Here is a 20,650-nt window from a genome sequence, read left to right as displayed (position 1 = left end):
CCTCACACTTTTCCGATTGTGTCAGCACGTAAGCCACGGCGCAGTGTTTCCAAAGAAGTGACCTCATCATGCGCAACGTTACCGACGTTGATTTGATTGCCGAATCGTAAAATTAAAGCGGTTTGCTGAGACTTCAATGGGGCTTCGAACATAATTTGATCGATTCCATTAGCGGCTAACGCATCTAATTCGTCCTCGGCAATTTGACCGTTTTCATCGTAAATGCCAATGTTCTTACCAGCTTCGCGCGCCTCGATGATGACGTAATTTGAACCATTTGCTAAGTCATCGTTAATTTCGGCAACGCGTTCTGCTGGACTCATTTCGTGGTCGAGTTCTGGATTCTTTTTACCAACCTCGGAAATGACGTAAAAACCGGCATCTCTCGCTTGTTTTATCAAATGGCGACGGGTTTCTTTATCAACCGTTGTGGAGCCATCGCTGACCTCGATCCCTTGAAAGCCGAGTAATTCAGCTTCCTCGAAGAAGGCGTCTGCCTGGTTATTTGCGACAGCTATTTCGAGGAGCGTGCCACCAGGGTAGGGGATGATGCCGGCTTTGCGGTACCGAGCAGTTTTGGCCTCGATTAAATGCCAGTCCATTGTGGCGGCAGTTCCCCAACCAAATTTGGCAAAACTGATATAATCGCCTGCCGTGCTAATTAAATCATCAACCGCGTGAAGCCCCATGCCTTTATCAAGCATCATGGTTTTACGACCATTTTTATTATCTTGGGTTGCGGATGCCGTGTTCAAAAAATCAAATGCTTTCATTATTTCAGCTCCAAATCGTTTATGTTCTTAAAATACTAACCCTTTTTTGGACAAATGTCAGTTTAACCCGGAAAAATGACATCGAATCCTAATGTTTATAGGCTTTAACACCGCAACTAAATGAATTTCTGTGCTAATATGGTGGCGAAGCTGAAGGGGGAATTCCCATGGACAACGTTAAGGTGACCAAAAATATGACCTATGATCAGACTAATAAGCTGCAGTTAGATTATTATGAATCAACAGAAAATTCAAGCAAAACGGTTGTGATTGATATTCATGGTGGCGGTTGGTTTCGTGGTGATAAGCAAAAAGATGTTGATTTGGCGACGGCCATTGCAAAGCTGGGTTATCAAGTGGTCGTTCCCAACTATCGCTTAACACCTGATAACCATTTCCCAGCACCTTTGGAAGACATGGATCAACTAGTAAAATGGTTGCGGGAAAAGTTTAACAATCCCTCGATTATTGCCGTTGGTTCCTCTGCTGGAGGAAATATGGCGGTTGAGTTAGGAATTAAATACGGATTTCCCAGCATCTCATTATCGGGAATCTTGGCGATTGATTCTTGGCTTGAAGGACATGAAGAAGTGGTTGGAAAGCCTGATACAACGCAAGACTTTACCAACGCAGCGAGCGCAACCATCAATCAAACGGGACATGACGATTCATTTTATAAGTGGTTCTTGATGAACTATTTAAATAATGATATGACGTTAGCTGAAAAAGCGACACCATACCGACGAGTTGGCAGCACTGCTGGCCCCATGATGTTAGTGAATTCGTTAAATGAATTTGTCCCGACTTCAGGCGTTTTCACACTGGCAGAACGACTCGTGCAGAACAACGTCCCAGTCGAGACCACCTTTTTACCTGGTACGCAGCATGCAAAGGGGTACCTGGAGCAAGTTTGGCCGCAAATTGAATTATTTTTAAACAAGTACAGTTTATAAGAATTCTAATGAAAATCTGCACGAAAAAGTCGTATAATGAGATTATTCTAATATTTTTAAAAGGAGAACTTTATGGCTGACACAACGCATTTTTATCAATTATTTGAACCGGAACACTATAACGTTTATTTAGACATTAATCGTGAGACAAAGAAGATTACTGGTAAAACAACGATTGCTGGTGAAGCAAAAGCCGAAAAAATTTCAATTCATCAAAAATATATGAACATTGAATCTATTTTAGCTGATGGCCAAAAAGTTGCTTTTACAACAGATGACAGCGCGGATGCGATTCGCATTGATTTAGGAAAAACGGGCAACGTGACCTTTACAATCGACTACACAGCTCCGCTAACAGACTCCATGATGGGCATTTATCCATCATATTACGAAGTAAATGGTGAAAAGAAACAATTAATCGGAACCCAATTTGAAACGACTTTCGCGCGTCAAGCGTTTCCTTCAATTGATGAGCCAGAGGCAAAAGCAACCTTTGACTTAGCTATCAAGTTTGACGAAAAACCTGGCGAAACGATTATTGCCAACATGCCTGAAGTTCGACAAGAAGCTGGCGTGCACTACTTTGACACGACCGTGAAGATGTCGACCTATTTGGTGGCATTCGCTTTCGGTGATATGCAAAGTAAATTGACGACCACTAAGAGTGGCGTCAAGGTTGGGGTATTTGGGACTAAAGCCCACGATGCCAAGGAACTTGATTTTGCCCTTGATATTGCGAAGCGCTCAATTGAATTTTATGAAGACTTCTACCAGACCCCATATCCACTACCACATTCATGGCAGTTGGCCTTGCCAGATTTCTCGGCCGGCGCTATGGAAAACTGGGGCTTAGTGACTTATCGAGAAGCTTACTTACTCCTGGATCCTGATAATACAGCACTAGATACGAAACAATTAGTGGCGACGGTCATTGCGCATGAACTTGCGCACCAGTGGTTCGGTGATCTTGTGACGATGAAGTGGTGGGATGACCTTTGGTTAAATGAAAGTTTTGCCAACATGATGGAATATGTCGCAATCGACGCAATCGAACCAGACTGGCACGTTTGGGAAATGTTCCAAACGTCAGACGTTCCGGCTGCTTTGCAACGGGATGCGACGGATGGTGTACAGTCGGTCCACGTGAACGTTGAGAATCCAGCTGAAATTGATTCGTTATTTGATAGTGCCATTGTTTATGCCAAAGGAGCGCGGATGCTTGTGATGGTCCGGGCACTGCTTGGCGATGACGCCTTGAGAGCAGGATTGAAGAAGTACTTTGAATTGCACCAATATGGCAATGCAACGGGGGCCGATTTATGGAGTGCCCTTGGAACAGCTTCCGATTTGGATGTTGGCGCGATCATGAACTCTTGGTTGGAACAACCCGGTTATCCAGTGGTTTCTGTTAGTGTTGTGGATGGTCAATTGACACTTTCGCAACAACAATTTTTCGTTGGAGAAGGCCAAGATACCGGCCGTCAATGGCAGATTCCGTTGAACGGAAATTATGATGAAACACCAACCATCATGACTGAAAAGACAATCAAGCTTGGAAACTACGAAGACTTACGCCAATCAAACGGCAAGCCGTTCCGCTTAAATGTCGGCAACAACTCACACTTTATCGTGAAGTATGACGAGACCTTGCTGAAGGATATCTTTGCCTATAGCGAAATGTTGGATGCTATTTCACAACTACAACTATTGCAAGATTTCCGATTATTAGCTGAAAGCGGCAAAATTTCATACGCGTCCGTTGTGCCGATACTGACCCGTTTTGCTAATCATCCTTCTTCAGTTGTCAACGCAGCCCTTTACCAAGTTGCGGGTAACTTGAAGAAGTTCGTGACGCCAGGATCCGATGAAGAAACGCAACTGCAAGCGCTGTTTAACAAATTGAGCACCAGACAGGTTACCCGTTTGGGATGGACACCAAAAGCTGGCGAGTCCAACGATGATCAACTGACGCGTCCATATGTTTTGAATGCAGCTTTGTATGCCAAAAATGAAGAAGCAGTTGCTTCAGCACACAAGTTATTCACCGCAAACAAGGCAAGTTTGGCAACGTTACCTGCAGATATTCGAGTCTTTGTTTTGCGTAACGAAGTCAAGAACTTTGGCAACGACCAATTGTTTGATCAATTAGTAGCTGATTACCGTCAAACGCCGGATGCAAGTTACAAGGCCGATATTCGTGCAGCGTTGACGAGTACAACCGACGATAACCAAATCGCCAAAATTGTTGATAACTATGAAAATGCCGACCTTATCAAACCTCAAGATTTACGAGCTTGGTACCGTGGCGTTTTAGCCAATGATAAGGGCCAACAAGCCGCTTGGGATTGGATTAGAAATGATTGGCAATGGCTGGAAGATACAGTCGGTGGCGATATGGAATTTGCAACGTTCATCACTGTGACGACGGCTGTATTCCATACACCGGAACGTTTGGCAGAGTTCAAGGCTTTCTTTGAACCTAAGCTAAATACGCCAGGCTTAACTCGCGAAATCAAGATGGACATCAAGACAATCGAGAGTCGCGTGGCACTGGTTGAAAAGGAAAAAGCTGCAGTAAACGAGGCAGTTAAAAAAATCGTTTCAACCTGCAATAAATAATGAAATAACGATTAAATTAGGTTCCCTAATGGTCAGCCGAGATGATGAATCTTTGCTGACGGTTAGAGGATTTTTTTGTTCCAAATGAGACTCAATTTATTATAGCTGATAATAGTTATTCATCATTATTTTAGTAGATGTTAATTGTTATCCGTGTGGCTAAATGATATTCTATAAAAAAGATTAACTTTTCATGTGAATCGCACATCAACTTTTTTGGGGGAGGAAATGCAAATGCGACAAAAATGGGGAAATATGACCAAAATAGTTCATTACAAGCTACATAAAAGTAGGGGAAAATGGCTACTAATAGGCGTCACATTTTTATCTGTGGCGGTATTTGGTGTGTCGTCAGTTTCTGCGGATCAAACTAGTACAGCAGTGGCAGAAGAATCAGTAACAGCGCCTGCACCAACCCAGCAGGAGACTCAGGTAGCACCAGCACCAACTGAACAACAAACTGAGTCGGCGGCACCAGTTGAAAATCCAGAAGCAGAACCAGTGACTGAGGCACCACAGTCTGAAACGCCTGAGCCGGCAGATTCACCGAGCGATGAAACGCCACCAGCTGCTTCACAGTCGAATGCCAATCAAACAAAAGTTGCTCAGCGTCAATCGGGTCAGCCTGCCTTTCTTCCTGATGGGCCAGTTGAGCTTCCCGATGTAGATAGTGAAGGATTACCACTTAATAACGGGTACGTAACGGTTATGACCGACCAAGATTCCGTTACCCGTCAGGTATCGTCCACAATTCATATTACAAATGAGGATGTATCGTCTATTGATCCAGCTGAAATGGGCAAGCCCGTGTCAATTAAATGGAACGTTGTTGATGAAGATGGAAATCCGGTCACAACATTTACGTTCCGAGGAGAATATGCGATTGGTAAAACACCGAAAATTCAACCGCTATATTGGAGTAATTTATTTGATCACATGGTAACGTCGCAAGCAGAATTAGTTAATTATTGGATTGACGAAGACGAAGCAAAACCGTTTAATGTCGTGAATGCTTATACGACGGATGATTTGAGGTTGTTGCTAACGCCAGATTTGAATTATGATGGTCTTAAAATGGTGAAGGATGAGGCCACTGATACTTATGTACTGGAGATACGATTACAGATAGTTCCGAATTATCAAAAAACAGTGGTTCACTTTGTTGATCGGGCGGGAAACACGATTCGCCCCGATGAAGTACAATGGATGATTTTGAGAGCGTAAAATATCTTGTGTAAATGCGTAAAAGATTTCTGAATTGTATAGAAATAGGGAATGCCTTCCCTTATGATATTTAGTAACCACAGAAAACATCACAGGAGGCATTCCCCATGAATGAACTTACCACAGAAATTATCGCTGCACTAGCCCAAAAGCAAGATTTGGACGAAGTTTTTCGTCACCACCTCGAAATTGCGATTAACCAGCTGCTTCAAACCGAATTGGCAGAGTTTTTGGGTTACGAACGCTACTCATACGCTGGGATTAACACTGGTAATAACCGCAACGGCAGTTATGAGCGCTCGTTTGATACGAAGTACGGCCAACTTAACTTAACCATTCCTCGAGATCGCAATGGCCGGTTTGAAAATCATACCTTGCCAGCCTACGGTCGGCACAGTGATAATTTAGAAACAACGGTCATTCAGTTGTATACCAAGGGAATTACCACTGCTGAAATTGCCGAACTCATTGAGAAAATGTACGGTGCTCACTACTCCAAAGCCACGGTTTCCAACATGACTAAAGCCGTCAATGAACAGGTTCAAGCTTTCCAGCAACGTCGACTGGCTTCACAATATGCGGCCATCTTCTTAGATGCCACTTACTTGCCGTTAAAGCGGGATACCGTTCAAAAAGAAGCCGTTCATATTGCGATTGGCATTCGTCCAGATGGTACGAAAGAAGTGCTGAACTACCAAGTGGCGCCAACGGAATCGACTGGAATCTGGACTGAACTGCTGGGAACCTTGATCAAGCAGGGCGTTAAAGATGTGCTGTTGTTTGTGGCCGATGGGTTAGTTGGTTTGGATGAAGGCTTGAATCGGCATTTCCCTAAAGCCAAACGACAACGTTGCCTGGTTCATGTTGGGCGGAATCTGATGAACAAAGTTCGCGTAAAAGACCGCAAGGCCGTGATCAGTGACTTTAAACAAGTTCATCGGGCCGCCAACCGTGAAGCAGCTGAACTGAAACTGAATGAGTTCGCCAACAACTGGCATCAGACCTATCCCAAATTAATCAAAGATCTGCTTAAAATGCCGAATTTACTCACTTTCATGGACTTTCCACCAGCTATCCGGCAATCACTATACTCCACTAACCTGATTGAGAACTTTAATAAGCATCTCAAGCGCACCACCCACCACAAAGAACAATTTCCAACGGAAGATTCACTGGATCGCTTCCTGGTTTCTCAGTTTAATGTTTATAACGAGAAGTCTCTGAAGCGGATCCACCGAGGGTTCAAAGGACTCCAGGACACCTTGAAAGCATCATTTATTTAAGTTAGATACATATTATATGTACGAAGGCATTTCATTTACACAAGATTCTTGACGCTACCATGATTTTTGGTGAAGCTAGTAAGACAACTGATTTCAATATCGAAGGTGCAGATTTATACGAAATTCAGACGGATGGGACGCAATATTACCAACCGAATCGAGTTGTATTTGATATTCACAATAAAACGATTACGACTGATGGCTGGGATAATCACTATGATTTTACGTTTGATAATTTTCCAATTGAAACTTATTATGTTCAGGGTGCGAGGGGGAATATCACTGAAAGCAACTTGTTCATTAATTTGGATGCTCCAACGGAACCCATCGAAACTCGGGCACTCTACGACACGCTTGGAATGACTAGGGCCGAGTTTTATGCAAAGGTGTTGAACGATTGGACCTATGATCTTGATGCTGTTTGGGGACCAGGGTATGTGGATGATTGGCGAACTGATAATCCTTACCTCACGAGTGAATCCAAAGAAGTAAACACGCAGTATAATGATGCCCTTGCACTTTACGCAACCTGGAAGAACATCCATACGTATGAAGTGACGGCAAGGTACGATGTTCATCAAGAGCCAGCGGTGGATGAAGCAACACTGATTGTGCATTATGTTGACGACGAAGGAAATTCAATCAAGGCCGATACAATCAAAAATGGGCATATTGGCAATTTGTATCAAGTGACTCCTGAAAAGACGATTGGCAATTATACGTTTAAAGAAGCGCACGGGGCGTTAGCTGGGAAATTGACATCGGCGTTGACTGAAATTACGCTGATTTATACGGCCGTAGATGGCGGAACCACCACCCCAAACATTCCGGAGACGCCAACAACGCCCGAAACACCGACGACTCCTGAAAATCCGGAAACACCGGTCAACCCAGTTGTGCCAAGCAATCCTGAAGAACCAGATGACCCTAGACCAACACCAAGTACGCCAGCAAATCCAGGAACGGTAGCAGAGCCCAAGAATCCTAGTGATTCAAACGGTGAAGAGGCAAAGTTAAAACAAAATAATCAGCTCAAAATGACTTCGGCAGCAATACTTCCGCAAACAAATGATGTGAAGGAAACACCAGTTACGATAATTGGTATCCTACTGTTTATCGTTGGTTTGCTAGGATTTAGACGAAAAAAAGAAAACTAAACCGCAAGTAACAGTTAATGCACCTTTAATCTAAAGGTGCATTTTTTTTGACGAATTTTAAGCAATTATGCAATGATAATTAGGTAAGTAAACGCTTCCAAATGATAAGTTGTGAGATGGACTGCGAGCGACCCCTGCGACAAATAGACTTGTACCCAACAGGAGGAACTGGAATGACGAATTGCGAGAAAAAAACACGGTTCAAGATGTATAAAGCAAAGAAGGGCTGGATTATTGCTGGAGTTACGTTGTTTTCTGCAGGATTAATTGGCTTTTCTGCGCAAACAGAAAGTGCCAGTGCGTCAACGGAGCCGACGACGGAACAGGTGGCTACGGTGGCTGTAGGTACGAGTACGACGTCAAATGTGGAAACCGCAGATGAAAGCCCAGTACAATCCGTGAGCTCAGAAGTCACTGAAACTGCGACTGAAGCTTCCCAAACGACCGGAAATTCGAATCATTCTGGCACAACGACTGCAGATCAATCCACGATTGTTGAAACAACTCCAACTCCCGAAAATTCGACTGAAACCGAGAAGAGTGGCGTAGCTGAAACGCCAACTAATTTGGAGGCCGAGGCGCCTGTATCTTCAAATACAACTGAGGTAGCTGATGCTGTGGTGGCTTCTGACGTAGAAGCTAATACTGAGGTCCAATCATCGGTGGATACGGCTCATAGCGATACCGATAATGACCAAAACGTGGAGATGGAGTCAGTAAACTCTACAATGGATACCTCGACTGAAATAAAAAGCGCTACTGCAAGGATAACCGTTGTGCCAGATGAGGCACTTTTTACAATTAATGATGAGGGTGTAATAACAGAATTTGATAATTCTGAAGGTTATCAAGATATTAAAATTCCTAATGTTATTAGAGACATTGAAGTTTTGGGAATTGCCGACGAAGCATTTAAAAGAAAAAATTTGATTAGTGTTGTCATTCCAGAAGGTGTTACCTACATTGGTGAATCTGCTTTTGAAGATAATGAGCTAATAACGGTTTCGATACCAAAGAGTATTAGAGAAATTGGGGATAACGCTTTTAAGGATAATCAGTTAATTGAGGTTGAAATTTTAGAGACTTCAGGGGAAACCTATCAGTTTGGTGAAGGAATTTTTGCCAACAATGAACTTCAGGTACTAAGCTCGCCTGTTGCGCTTTATGGTAATTTTCAAAACTATGGAAACTTTACCGCTGATCCTGAATTTTCATTCGCCTTAGATGGCAACTTCATAACACTGACCGTTGGCGGGGAAATGCAAGTTGGAAGTGTCGAAGTTTTGGATTCAGGGGTAATCTTTGAAAATGATGTCTTTAGGGTGACCGATCCAACTTTAGATAGCTTTTCTTTTATTGCAACATACCGAGACTCAGGTGGTAACGTACAATTTCAACGAACGATCAGCGTCTTCTTGGGAGTTCTTATTGCACGAGACATAACACGAACCGTTGGCAATACTGATAACTTATCAACTGAGGATTTCATTGTTTCTATTAGCATACCGAATATTGAAGACCCGCTATCACATGTATCTTCCAATTTAGATGAACTCGATTTAACAAAACCAGGAGTTTATAAAATAACGATAAAAGCATACGATAACATGCTTTCTGCAGATGCTTGGCTTACTTTAGTTGCACCTGGTGGAAGGACAACGCCGACACCACCCGTCGTGATACCTCCCGTTGAGCCAGAAACACCAATTACCCCTGAAGTGCCAACAATCCCAGAGGCTCCAGAAACGCCTGCGACTCCTGAAAGTCCCGTAGTACCAGGGAATTCGGAAATATCGACGTCTCCAGGAAGTGCAGGTACGGCAGAAAGTTCCGGTGAGGATTCTGGCACGACTACCGCTGGGCCTTCAATGATATTTGCTCATACCGGTGGCACATCATCTCAATCAACTTCAAATACGACTAACGAACAAGATAAACAGATTAAAGCGAGTGGTGTAAAGAAAGTCGTCAAGGCATCAATACTGCCACAAACAAATGATGGTCAAACAAATTCATTTACGATGATTGGAGTTCTAATGTTCTTGGTAGGGTTATTAGGCTTCAGACGGAAAAGAAAAGAGTAGCTATTTATAGGTAGTTAAAACACCTTCATAACGAAGGTGTTTTATTTTTGGGGTATTTAAACTTGTAAGCGTAAACGTGATTTTTAAAATGTAAGCAAATGCACATAATTCTCAGTATAATATAAGTGATTTCATGAACATATTTGGTATAATTGAAGTTGTAAAACTAGGGGGAATAAAAAATGAATATTTGGGATAAGAAAACGCATTTCAAAATGTATAAATCCAAGAAGGGTTGGATTATAGCAGGGGTAACGCTTTTTTCTGCTGGTGTTTTAGGATTATCAACGCAGGCTAATAGTGCCAGCGCGGCAACCGATGATACAGGAACAGGTACACCTCAAACGGAGGCTGCTCCGGCAAGCACGAGCAATGATTTGAGTGTGAAAGAGGCGGTATTAACAGGAACTGATTCAGGAAAAGATACACCTGCTACCACAACGCCTGCCACTGATGAGGATGCCAATGTCGGTACAGGTAGTGAAGGTGCAGCTCAAACACCAGCAACTAATGAAACAGGATCAAACGCAGCTGGTCAGAAAGCTGAAAATGAAGCACCAAAGGCGGATACAGACCAAACTGTTGTCAAGACAGACAATGAGGCTGCTGAGGCAGATAAGCCAGAAACTCCTGCACCAAACGTACCGGTTCCAGATATTAACTCAAAAGATACTGCAGACAATGAACAAACTAACAGCAATGATACTTTAGTAAAAGAAACGAGTTTACCAAAATCAAGTAAAATGGCAACACAGATGTTCAATGCAACGGCAGTAGATGATACAACAGGAGCAAATGTTACAACTGATGTCCCAACTCCAGAGTCCGACTTTACTTTTGATGATAGTAACGGAGAATTAACTATCTGGGGTTATACGGGAACGGCAACAAATATTGTTATTCCTGACACAATTAACGGAATGGATGTCACTATTATTGGTACAAATGCTTTTGCAAATCAAACAGCACTCCAAAGTGTTGTCTTACCAAAACATCTAAAGGAAATTGGGCTGTCTGCTTTTTATAACACACCTAACCTTACGAGCATCGTTATTCCTGATAGTGTCACTACAATTGATACTAGCGCTTTTGGTCAAAAAGCTCCTACTTCTGCTGATTCACCTAGTGTAGGATTACAAAGTGTAGTACTAGGAAAAGGACTAATTTCAATTAGTGATCGCGCATTTACGTATAATAGTTTGACTACGATTTCAATTCCAGAAAATGTGACGAGTATTGAAGCATATGCCTTTTGGGGAAACGATTTAACCACCGATCTTAATAGCCGTGAATATTTGACAATTCCGGCTAATGTGACAACAATTGGTGATTGTGCCTTTGGATACAATGAAAACCTCACAGGGGTAAAAGTGGAAGGAAATATTGTCAACGCCGGTAGTGGTATTTTTTCTTATGATGGTTTAGAATCCTTTTATTCTGTTACGCCGCTGTATAACAATATACAATCGAACGGTATTCTACCACTCGCGACTCATGGGCACATACATCTTGACCCCAACATTATGTCAGTGCAAGTTGCAAACGCAACCGGTTTATCAGTATATGTAACTTCTACCGACAATGTTAAGTTTAGTGATAATGAATACACTTTACCCGCAGATAATGCGGATGGTACGAATATTTCCCATTTCATAACAAATATTGTTTATTATGATGCTACGGGCCAAATGATTCTTCAACGCACTTGGGCAATTGGGTTGTACGATCTTTTTGCACATGACTCTACAATACAAGTTGGTGATGATTGGGACCCAAGTGAAAACTATGACAGTGGTACTTTGTATGTTGTTAATGGAGTAGATAGTCAAAATCAACCAGTTTGGGCTGAAAAATCTATACCATATAGTGCAATTACTGTTGGGAAGGTTGATGATGGGAACATTGTAACTAATCCTGACGGAACAGTCGTTGATGGGACGGTTGATACCTCAAAGCCAGGTAAATATCAAATTACTTATAGTTTTGCTTTTACTGGTCCGGATTACCTAGCTATGCCTGATTCAGACATTCGAGAGAATGAAACGATTACTGTCACAGTCGTTGCACAACCAACCTTAGTCGTCCACGACGTCACCAACACCGTTGGCGATCCCCATGCCACAGCACCTGACTTTGTTACCAGCGCTACTGACTCAGATGGTAAAGATGTCAGTCAGTCAGCCACATCTACTTTTGAGGGTGTTGATTGGAATACACCAAGTGACTACCAAGTTACAATTACAGTTGGTGGCCTATCGCAAACAGCCATTTTACACATAGTAGCCTCAACCAGTGGTGGCGGGACGGTGACCCCACCAGCTGAGCCAGGAACACCAGAAACTCCGACAACTCCTGAAACCCCAACGACGCCAGAAGTTCCAGAGACGCCAACGGAACCAGAAACTCCAGTATTGCCTGGAGAACCTAATCCAGGAATTTCGGATCCAACAAATGAACCTGGAGCTACTGAAACAAAGACAACGGAAAAATCGGCTTCAAGTCACTACGCAATGAAGCTGCAAACAAAATATACAACTAAACATGAACAAGCATCATCAGAAACAAACCTCCCACAAACAAATGACTCAACATCAAATAAACTAGTGAGTGTCGGGTTGAGTATGATGATTGGTCTATTAGGCTTAATTGGATTTAAGAAACGTTCCAAAGAAGAATAGAAATCAAAAAATCCTTAATGTCAGAATTTAATTTCTGGTGTTAAGGATTTTTGCGTCTAGTTAATTAATCTTTCGTTTAGGATTTAGAATTCCCATTGGATCAAATAAATGCTTAATTGCATGCTGAATTTCATCTACATCAAATCCCAATTCCGCATTGGTCCACTGATTTTTCAACATCCCAACAGCGTGCTCACCGGAAATGGTTCCACCCAGTTCGAGTGTTTTGCTAAGCAAACGGCGAGTTGCCTCAAGCACTTTGACAGGTGGTTCTGGCTGATCCTTTGGCCACAGTAGGCTTGGGTGCACGTTGCCATCACCAGCATGACCGGCAGTGTAAATGTCGACGTCTAGCTCGTCCGCAACCTGTAAAATGTAATCCATCATTTCGGCGAGTTTGGAAAGGGGAACGGCCATATCTTCCATGATGTGATTTCCATGGGCAAAGACCGCTGGAAGCATATCTTGGCGGAGCTTCATCAATTCGGCAGCCTTTTCAGGATTCGTTGTCAACTGAACGTTAGTTGCCACATCATCAGATAGGATCTTTTGGGCAATATCGAGGCTTTCCTGACCACCAGCATCCAATTTAAAAATGAGCATTGAAGCATCATTGCTGGCGTAGTGGGTATTTTCGTATTCATCTAGTGCAGCAACGGTTTTGCTATCTAGCGCCTCCAACATTACTGGGGCAATCCCAGACATGCGAAGATCGCGAACGGCTTTGGCGAGTGCAGCCATATTTTTGAAAAACGCAACGCCAGTAACCGGCTGACCAACGGGGATTGGGAAAAGTTTGACCGTTATTTCAGTGACAATTCCTAAAGTTCCTTCAGAGCCGACAAACAGTTGCGTTAAATCGTAGCCGAATGCTTGCTTATAGGTTCGACCACCAAGACTAAGTTCGCGGCCATCCGCCAATACAACTTTTAATCCAAGAACTGAATCCTTAGTAGCACCGTATTTTGCGGTACTCATGCCGCCAGCATTGGTACCGACATTTCCACCAATTGTCGAAATGGGCTTTGATCCAGGATCTGGTGCATAAAATAGGCCTTGTTTGCGAGCTTCGCGGTCGAGATCACCATTGACAACGCCGGGTTCGACAATCGCAATTCCATCATCTGGACTGATTTTTTTGATGTGATTTAATTTAGCAGTTGATAAAATAATCCCATCGTCAATGCCGTCAGCACCAATAACGGTTGAGGTATCACCACTTTGAGGGATGACGGGCAAATGAAATTTGCGGGCTGCCTTCAAAGTTCCTTTAATATCGTCAACGTCCTGGACTTCAACGTAGGCGAGGAGTTTTCCCGCCATAGAGTTAGCAGCGCGTCCATTTGCACCATGCTTTTCACTTGTCTCATCGTTAACGTGGATTTCGGCATGTGGTGCCTGTTCTTTTAAATAATGAAGTTTTTCATCATTTGAGTACTCAGAAAATAATAACATTTCATGACTTCTTTCTTTTTAGGTCGCCAATTTAATCTTGGCCAATTTGGAGAACACAAGCGCCTGTGATATCACCTTTTTTAACAAAGCGAAGTGCTTCATCTGCTTTATCAAAGGCGTAGGGGGTTGTGGTTGGTTGAATGTTTAATCGATCAGCCAACCGCAAAAATTCTTCCCCGTCCTTTCGGGTATTGCTCTCAACACTGGTCAAGTTTTTTTCATGGAAAATGTGTTGCTGATAATTCAGCTCTGGGATATCGGTTAAGTGAATGCCGGCTAATGCCAAAGTGCCACCAGGCGCAAGGCCCTTAAGCGCGTTAGGCACAATGTCCCCAACTGGGGCAAACATGATGGAAGAATCCAGCTTGACGGGTGGTAAATCATAAGCGCCATTTGCGGAAGTTGCGCCCAGTTTCAGAGCAAATTGTTGGGAATCTTTGCCACGGGTTAAAACGTGAACTTCGATTCCTTGGTCCAGTGCAATTTGAGCCGTGATATGGGCGGACCCGCCAAAGCCGTATAAACCAAGCCGACCACCAGCGGGAACGTTTGCCCGGCGAAAAGCACGATAACCGATAATGCCGGCACAAAGGAGAGGTGCAGCTGTTGTCGAATCAAATCGATCAGGAATGTGATAAGCAAATCCTTCAGGAACCGTGACGTATTCAGCGTAACCGCCATCATGATCCCAGCCAGTATATTTTGAATTTGGACAAAGGTTTTCGCGACCCGAGCGGCAAAAATGACACACGCCACACGTCCATCTTAACCAGGGAACCCCAATTCGTGCTCCCAAATTAAATCGACTAGTTTGTGGTCCCGTGGCCACCACTTCGCCCACAATTTCGTGTCCGGGGGTTACGTGTTCTTGGTGAACGGGAAGGTCACCTTCAGATACGTGCAAGTCGGTGTGACACACGCCACACGTTAACACTCTGACAAGAACTTCACCAGCTGCCGGAGTTGGAACTGGTTTGGTGATAAATTCTAATGGGGAACGAGCACCATCAATCGGACCAGGCGTGGTAACCTGCCAGGCTCTCATCGTTGTTGGTAAATCTGTGATTTTAGCATTAGCTTCAGCCATTATTCAATCGCCTCTATTGTATTGTGACACCTTAACCATAAAATTTTCCTGGTGGAGAATCAATTTAAACGACTTTGTGAATTTGAAATAATCCAGAATTTAAATCAAATTTTTCAGAGTATCTAAGAATAATTGGCTCACATTTGGTAATCGACGACTTTTGTTCCAAATTAATGTATTAGGTTCCGTTAATTCCGGATTCAGTGGCCGAAAAACGAGTCTATTCTCGCCCGCAGTGTCAATTAAATGTTCGTAGGTAAGGGCAATTCCGGCGCCAGCTTTGACTAGTAGACTCGCATTATAAAACAAATTATAGGTTCCAATAAAATTAAACTGATCAAGTAAATCATGACTCCATTCATCAAAATTGCTGAGGTGTTTCATTTGAGCAGAGGTAATTAAGGGACGGCCAATCAGATGAAGATATGGAAATATTGCAGCATGTAAAGCCACTGGATTATGGCGGTGCAAGTGGATTTCCGGTATTTGGTGGGAAATTAAAACATTATACTGGTTAAGAAAAACAGGCGCCAAGATTAGTGTATTGAAATTGACTAATCTTGACGCCTATTTATGTCCTATTTTTTATTTGCTATCCCTCAAGTCAAGGCGACTAACACTTGCATATTTTAGCAAAAGAGAATAGCATAAAAACGTTAGCTTCCTAACGAAATGAGGTAGAACATATGGCAGAAACTAATTTAAATTATGGTCGATTAGCCAAGCAAGCAACGAACGTGATGAGCCGTCATTTAGATGCATTTGCGGCATCATACGGATTGACTGGCGTTCAATTGTCGACAATCGACTTTTTGGCAAGACAGAAAAATCAGTCTGTCCTTCAAAAGGATATTGAAGTTGAATTTTCAATACGCCGATCCAGTGCAACCACACTTTTACAGCGAATGGCTCAGAAGGAACTTATTAGCCTTTCGAAGTCGGCTGCTGATGAACGTCAGAAGGAGGTCCACTTAACGGCCAAGTCGCAAGACCTTATTCAAGTTGTTGGTGATTACTTAGAGGTTCAACAAAATAGTTTGGAAGCAAATTTTACGCCTACTCAATTGCGCGCTTTTAGTTCAATTTTAACGTTTCTTAAAAAAGACGAAGCTGGTAAAAATTATAAGAAGAATGGAGATCGATAATTAAAATGATTAATACGAATCAAAAAATTCGAGGACAGGTGATTGCGGCGGTCATCGCTACGGGCCTGATGTCCTTTTGTGGGGTGATTGTCGAAACGGCAATGAATATTACGTTCCCAACGTTGATGCGAGAATTCGGGGTGACGACTAGTACCGTTCAATGGCTGACGACAGGGTATCTGCTGACCGTTGCAATCATTGTACCGTTATCTTCCACACTCAAAAAACGATTTAAAATGAAATCTTTATTTATAACAGCAAATCTCCTGTTTATTTTAGGATTGATTTTAGATGCGGTGGCGCCAATTTTTCCAGTCCTGCTCTTAGGTCGGATCATTCAAGGCTGTGGGACAGGGATTGCGCTACCTTTGATGTTTAACATTATTATTGATCAAGTGCCACAGCAGAAGCTTGGGTTAATGATGGGAATTGGCACGCTTATTACGGCCGTTGCGCCAGCCATTGGGCCAACGTTTGGTGGTGTGGTGGTTGCCAGCTTGGGATGGCGGTTTATTTTTATTATTTTACTTCCTATTCTAATTATTTCTTTCTTCATGGGAATAAAAACGATTGAACAAAAATCAACGATTCAAGCGGTAAAAGTTGATGGCTTGAGCGTTCTCCTCATTTTCGTGACCTTTATTGGGCTCATTCTAGGTTTTAGCCAAATGGGAGGACACCCGTTCATGAGCCTGTCGGTTGGCGGTGCAATGCTAATTGGTTTAATTGGACTCGTGGGCCTCGTCTACCGAAGTCTGCGAATTTCTCAACCAGTTATTGATATCCGAGTGCTGAAAAACAGCTCATTTTCTGGTCACGTGGTCGCCTTTTTCATTTTACAAGTTGCGTCACTGGGGCTCTCATTTATTTTGCCAAACTATATGCAGTTAGTGAATGGTTCCACGTCCACCATTGCCGGACTCGTTGTTCTTCCTGGCGCAGCTATCGGGGCAGCCATGTCGCCAATTAGTGGTCGGTTACTAGATAATCTTGGCGCAAAAAAGCCAATTTTCACAGGTGTGTTTATCGTCCTGATTGGACTGGCATTATTTACGCTACTAGCCCTGAATATGGGCAATCTGGCGATCCTAGTGATTTATGTGATTTACATGATTGGGATTGGCCTTATCTTTGGAAACATCATGACGAATAGTCTATCGGTTCTGAATGCTGCCCAACAGACCGATGGGAATGCTATTTTAAATACACTGCAACAATTTGCCGGCGCAATGGGGACTTCAATCGTTTCCGCCATCATTGCGATGAGTCAGTTATCGGGTCATGGTTCTCTGGCCAGGTTGACTGCGATTGGCTCGCGGAACGCTTTGCTGGTTTTGACCTTGCTGGTAATTGTCGCAATTGGAATGCTAATTTATGCGGTTAACCTTGGTGAGAAGCAGAAAGTGAATCGAAGTAAACGTTAATAAAAAATCGTCCTATCTTAAGTTGATAGGGCGATTTTTTATTTCTAGTCAACAACCTTAGCGCCAAGCACATGTTCAAAGTGATCCAGTGCCCAGTCGTTTCCAGCGGGCGTCAACGCCGCCACGGCCTGCTTATGGATAACCATTTGGTAGTTAAGATTATAGGCATCGACTGCCGTGTGTAGCACACAAATATCGGTACAAACTCCCACTAAGTGAAGGGTATCAATGTGGCGCTCACGCAATCGTAAGTCTAAATCGGTTCCCGCAAACGCGCTATAGCGGGTTTTATCAAATTGGCTAACCCGTTTATGATTCTTGTGAGCATCAAACCAGGGGGCTAATGAGCCAAATAGATCACGGCCCCATGTATCGCGGACGTTATGAGGTGGGAAGAGTTTGGTTTCTGGATGGTAGGGGTCATTGGGGGTATGCACATCAGTGGGAAGGTAAACCCAGCCACCATCGGCCAGTGTCCGATTGGCGAGTTCTAAAATTTGAGAATTAATTTTCTGACCGGGTTCACCACAAGTTAGGGCGCCTTTGTCGGCAACGAAATCGTTTGTATAATCGATAATCAGTAGGGCTTCATTTGCACTCATAATTGAGCCTCCAAAATTTTTGTTCAGGCAATTTTATCATTAACAGCATTGTACAATATTTTCACTATTTTTACTGGAAAAAGGGCATTGATAAATCTATAATTGTCAGCACATTAAGCAAATACTGGAGGAATTCATCCATGAACGATATTGCGGAAATTAGTGAACTTGTTGCCAGAGAAAGACTGTACCGAGTTAGACATAATCCGGCGATTGCAGATTGCTACTACCCAGATGCAACCGTTGCGACCAGCTGGCAAAGTGGCAGTATTGACACCTTTTTGAATCAAGAACCTGCTGAAGTCGATCCCCGATTTTCGATTGTGGGCAGCGTCAGCACCCCCGTTGTTCATCAAAATGGCGAACGAGCCTACGTTGAGTTACCAACAAACACCAGAATGCGAATGATGGTGAAGGGCGTTCAAATGGAAATTGAATCATTTCGGCGTTTAATCTATTATGTAGAAAAACGAGAACAAGACTGGAAAATTTCAAAAATGATTTCGATTAATGAAAGTGATAATCTTTATCCAGTTGTCCCCGGAACCCATTTGGATGTCGATCCTAAAGAACTGGAAAAGTTTCGACCATCCTATCAATTCTTAGCCTATGTCAGATTGGCAGCTGGTGGCTCAATCAGTCAGGAGTTACTGGGTATTGATCGACCAGATGATATAAAAAAATTGTATCAACAAGCTGAACAATGGTTGCTCGAAAAAAATTTATAATAATGAAGGAAGTTTAATCAAATGACGAATGAAATAGTGACCCTTATTACTGGTGCCAACCAAGGAGTTGGATTTGAAACGTCGAAGGAACTCGCCCAAAAAGGACAGCACGTTTTGCTCGGTTCTCGAAATAAGGAACGGGGCGAGAAAGCCGTCCAAGAGTTGAAGAAACTGAAGTTGAACGTCGATTTAATTCAAATTGATGTGACGGATAAGACGAGTATCAAGCAGGCAGCAGACAAGATTAATTCTGACTATGGCTACCTTAGCGTTTTGATTAACAATGCGGGGATGACAAACGATGCCCATCAAAAGCCTTCACTGATGTCGACCGATGTCATGCGTGAGGAGTATAACGTGAACTTCTTTGGTCTCATCGATGTGACGCAGGCGATGCTGCCGTTATTAAGGGAGGCTGATTCGGCAAAAATTATCAATCTTTCGAGTAATATGGGGTCGTTAAGCTTGGCCAGTGACCCAAAGTCTCGTTTCTATCAGGTGAGTTCACTGGGTTACCAGTCCTCAAAGGCGGCAGTCAACTTTGCAACGATTTGCTTTAGTAAGGAGTTGGCCGATACGAACATCACTGTCAATTCGGTTAATCCGGGCTGGACTGCAACGGGATTTGGAGGCCGCCCAGCCGATGCACTTAAAATACCAGGGATGCAGGAAGTTGAAGAGGGGGCCGCTCGAGTGGTGGCAATGGCAAGTGATCCAAATAATGAGGTAACTGGGACGTTTACTGAAAATGAGGGAACGTTGCCTTGGTAAACCGAAAGGAATCGTTGCATAGCAATGATTCCTGTTTAATTAGATAGGAGAAAAAATGGCTTATTATCTTTGTGCAGCATTTACATTGATTAGCGCGTTGGTTAGCCTCGGTTTTTCAATTGACGCTTATCATAGTGCTCAACCTGAGACTGCTTTGACTAATGCCAAATACGCGTTATCCCGCAGTACCGCAATTGCATTGATAATGGTTGGACTTATCTTGATAAAATCAACGCCTGCTTTGATGGTGATAGCACTTATCATGATTATTGTGCAATTACTTGATGGCCTTATTGGGATTAAAATAAGCCTGTTTAAAGCGATTGGACCATTGGTAACTGCAATCGTTAATGCTGTTTTGCTGGCGGTGCTATGGCTGTAGGGATAATAAGACTCGTTTTGGAACGTTTACTGAAAATGAGGGAAAAGTAGTAATGAATTTATTCAGAGCTAACTGAAGTCTTCACAATTGAATTAACAGGCTGACGTCTTTGCTCTCCCTGTCATGAATCGTTCAGAAAAATAAACGTAAAAGGCTGGAACTAGAAAAAATACTAATAAAAGGGTGTCATCCATTTGGGTGACATCCTTTTCAAGCTTTCACAGATTATTGTTAATGAGATGAACCAGTCGTAATTGTTATACATATGATTAGCTTTATCTTTTG

General features: G+C 43.0%; 17 protein-coding genes. 12 read left to right on the top strand and 5 right to left on the bottom strand.

The window, feature by feature from the left end:
* Positions 1-2: 2 nt before the first annotated feature.
* Positions 3-773, bottom strand: a complete 771-nt coding sequence (locus FGL90_RS02275; RefSeq protein ID WP_010619514.1) for a phosphosulfolactate synthase — start codon at positions 771-773, stop codon at positions 3-5.
* 167 nt (positions 774-940) lie between these two features.
* Here FGL90_RS02275 and FGL90_RS02270 point away from each other — a divergent pair, with 167 nt between their 5' ends.
* The 7 genes from FGL90_RS02270 (at position 941) to FGL90_RS02240 (ending at position 12,771) form a co-directional block, all read left to right on the top strand.
* Positions 941-1,726 carry an alpha/beta hydrolase gene (locus FGL90_RS02270; RefSeq protein ID WP_010619515.1) on the top strand — a complete coding sequence of 262 codons (786 nt, stop codon included), beginning with the start codon at positions 941-943 and terminating at the stop codon, positions 1,724-1,726.
* Positions 1,727-1,798: 72 nt separating this feature from the next.
* Complete coding sequence (locus tag FGL90_RS02265; RefSeq protein ID WP_147656685.1) at positions 1,799-4,345, top strand: M1 family metallopeptidase; 2,547 nt, start codon at positions 1,799-1,801, stop codon at positions 4,343-4,345.
* A gap of 234 nt (positions 4,346-4,579) precedes the next feature.
* Positions 4,580-5,569, top strand: a complete 990-nt coding sequence (locus FGL90_RS10365) for a KxYKxGKxW signal peptide domain-containing protein (protein WP_187240428.1) — start codon at positions 4,580-4,582, stop codon at positions 5,567-5,569.
* Positions 5,570-5,676: 107 nt separating this feature from the next.
* Positions 5,677-6,852 (top strand): IS256 family transposase, encoded by a 1,176-nt coding sequence (locus FGL90_RS02255; RefSeq protein ID WP_147656682.1) that lies wholly within the window; start codon positions 5,677-5,679, stop codon positions 6,850-6,852.
* A gap of 59 nt (positions 6,853-6,911) precedes the next feature.
* Entirely contained in the window at positions 6,912-8,009 is a 1,098-nt protein-coding gene (locus FGL90_RS10545; RefSeq protein ID WP_147656680.1) for a MucBP domain-containing protein, read from the top strand.
* Positions 8,010-8,182: 173 nt separating this feature from the next.
* The gene (locus FGL90_RS10540) at positions 8,183-10,093 is read left to right on the top strand and encodes a leucine-rich repeat protein (RefSeq protein WP_187240427.1); all 1,911 of its coding nucleotides are present in this window, start codon (positions 8,183-8,185) and stop codon (positions 10,091-10,093) included.
* A 182-nt stretch (positions 10,094-10,275) separates the two neighbouring features.
* On the top strand, positions 10,276-12,771 hold the full coding sequence (locus FGL90_RS02240) for a leucine-rich repeat protein (RefSeq protein WP_147656676.1): 2,496 nt from the start codon (positions 10,276-10,278) through the stop codon (positions 12,769-12,771).
* A gap of 60 nt (positions 12,772-12,831) precedes the next feature.
* On the opposite strand, the gene FGL90_RS02235 is transcribed toward FGL90_RS02240, so the two are convergent.
* The 3 genes from FGL90_RS02235 to FGL90_RS02225 form a co-directional block, all read right to left on the bottom strand.
* Positions 12,832-14,226: an FAD-binding oxidoreductase gene (locus tag FGL90_RS02235; protein ID WP_010619519.1), complete on the bottom strand. Its 1,395-nt coding sequence runs from the start codon at positions 14,224-14,226 to the stop codon at positions 12,832-12,834.
* A gap of 31 nt (positions 14,227-14,257) precedes the next feature.
* A complete protein-coding gene (locus tag FGL90_RS02230; RefSeq protein WP_010619520.1) occupies positions 14,258-15,313 on the bottom strand; it encodes a zinc-dependent alcohol dehydrogenase family protein in 1,056 nt (351 codons plus the stop codon).
* 99 nt (positions 15,314-15,412) lie between these two features.
* Entirely contained in the window at positions 15,413-15,784 is a 372-nt protein-coding gene (locus tag FGL90_RS02225; protein WP_147656674.1) for a LysR substrate-binding domain-containing protein, read from the bottom strand.
* A gap of 215 nt (positions 15,785-15,999) precedes the next feature.
* Here FGL90_RS02225 and FGL90_RS02215 point away from each other — a divergent pair, with 215 nt between their 5' ends.
* Positions 16,000-16,458, top strand: a complete 459-nt coding sequence (locus FGL90_RS02215; RefSeq protein ID WP_010619522.1) for a MarR family winged helix-turn-helix transcriptional regulator — start codon at positions 16,000-16,002, stop codon at positions 16,456-16,458.
* 5 nt (positions 16,459-16,463) lie between these two features.
* Positions 16,464-17,882, top strand: coding sequence for a DHA2 family efflux MFS transporter permease subunit (locus tag FGL90_RS02210; RefSeq protein WP_010619523.1), 1,419 nt, complete (start codon positions 16,464-16,466; stop codon positions 17,880-17,882).
* Positions 17,883-17,926: 44 nt separating this feature from the next.
* Here FGL90_RS02210 and FGL90_RS02205 read toward each other — a convergent pair whose 3' ends face one another.
* Complete coding sequence (locus FGL90_RS02205) at positions 17,927-18,487, bottom strand: cysteine hydrolase family protein (protein WP_133278386.1); 561 nt, start codon at positions 18,485-18,487, stop codon at positions 17,927-17,929.
* Between the two features lie 137 nt (positions 18,488-18,624).
* Between FGL90_RS02205 and FGL90_RS10360 the strand changes: the two genes are divergently transcribed.
* From FGL90_RS10360 to FGL90_RS02190, 3 genes are read left to right on the top strand one after another with little or no spacing between them, the layout of a single operon-like run.
* On the top strand, positions 18,625-19,212 hold the full coding sequence (locus FGL90_RS10360; RefSeq protein WP_010619525.1) for a hypothetical protein: 588 nt from the start codon (positions 18,625-18,627) through the stop codon (positions 19,210-19,212).
* Positions 19,213-19,233: 21 nt separating this feature from the next.
* Complete coding sequence (locus FGL90_RS02195) at positions 19,234-19,983, top strand: SDR family oxidoreductase (protein WP_147656672.1); 750 nt, start codon at positions 19,234-19,236, stop codon at positions 19,981-19,983.
* Positions 19,984-20,038: 55 nt separating this feature from the next.
* Positions 20,039-20,365, top strand: a complete 327-nt coding sequence (locus FGL90_RS02190; protein WP_010619527.1) for a hypothetical protein — start codon at positions 20,039-20,041, stop codon at positions 20,363-20,365.
* Positions 20,366-20,650: the final 285 nt, after the last annotated feature.

This window comes from Secundilactobacillus malefermentans (assembly GCF_008033155.1).
Lineage (GTDB): Bacteria > Bacillota > Bacilli > Lactobacillales > Lactobacillaceae > Secundilactobacillus > Secundilactobacillus malefermentans.
The sequence above is the reverse complement of the archived record's forward strand: the minus strand, read 5'-3'. Positions and strand labels throughout refer to the sequence as shown.

Coding starts and splice junctions, on each gene's coding strand:
- FGL90_RS02275 (WP_010619514.1), bottom strand. CDS start 773: ATGAAAGCATTTGATTTTTTGAACACGGCATCCGCAACCCAAGATAAT.
- FGL90_RS02270 (WP_010619515.1), top strand. CDS start 941: ATGGACAACGTTAAGGTGACCAAAAATATGACCTATGATCAGACTAAT.
- FGL90_RS02265 (WP_147656685.1), top strand. CDS start 1,799: ATGGCTGACACAACGCATTTTTATCAATTATTTGAACCGGAACACTAT.
- FGL90_RS10365 (WP_187240428.1), top strand. CDS start 4,580: ATGCGACAAAAATGGGGAAATATGACCAAAATAGTTCATTACAAGCTA.
- FGL90_RS02255 (WP_147656682.1), top strand. CDS start 5,677: ATGAATGAACTTACCACAGAAATTATCGCTGCACTAGCCCAAAAGCAA.
- FGL90_RS10545 (WP_147656680.1), top strand. CDS start 6,912: ATGATTTTTGGTGAAGCTAGTAAGACAACTGATTTCAATATCGAAGGT.
- FGL90_RS10540 (WP_187240427.1), top strand. CDS start 8,183: ATGACGAATTGCGAGAAAAAAACACGGTTCAAGATGTATAAAGCAAAG.
- FGL90_RS02240 (WP_147656676.1), top strand. CDS start 10,276: ATGAATATTTGGGATAAGAAAACGCATTTCAAAATGTATAAATCCAAG.
- FGL90_RS02235 (WP_010619519.1), bottom strand. CDS start 14,226: ATGTTATTATTTTCTGAGTACTCAAATGATGAAAAACTTCATTATTTA.
- FGL90_RS02230 (WP_010619520.1), bottom strand. CDS start 15,313: ATGGCTGAAGCTAATGCTAAAATCACAGATTTACCAACAACGATGAGA.
- FGL90_RS02215 (WP_010619522.1), top strand. CDS start 16,000: ATGGCAGAAACTAATTTAAATTATGGTCGATTAGCCAAGCAAGCAACG.
- FGL90_RS02210 (WP_010619523.1), top strand. CDS start 16,464: ATGATTAATACGAATCAAAAAATTCGAGGACAGGTGATTGCGGCGGTC.
- FGL90_RS10360 (WP_010619525.1), top strand. CDS start 18,625: ATGAACGATATTGCGGAAATTAGTGAACTTGTTGCCAGAGAAAGACTG.
- FGL90_RS02195 (WP_147656672.1), top strand. CDS start 19,234: ATGACGAATGAAATAGTGACCCTTATTACTGGTGCCAACCAAGGAGTT.
- FGL90_RS02190 (WP_010619527.1), top strand. CDS start 20,039: ATGGCTTATTATCTTTGTGCAGCATTTACATTGATTAGCGCGTTGGTT.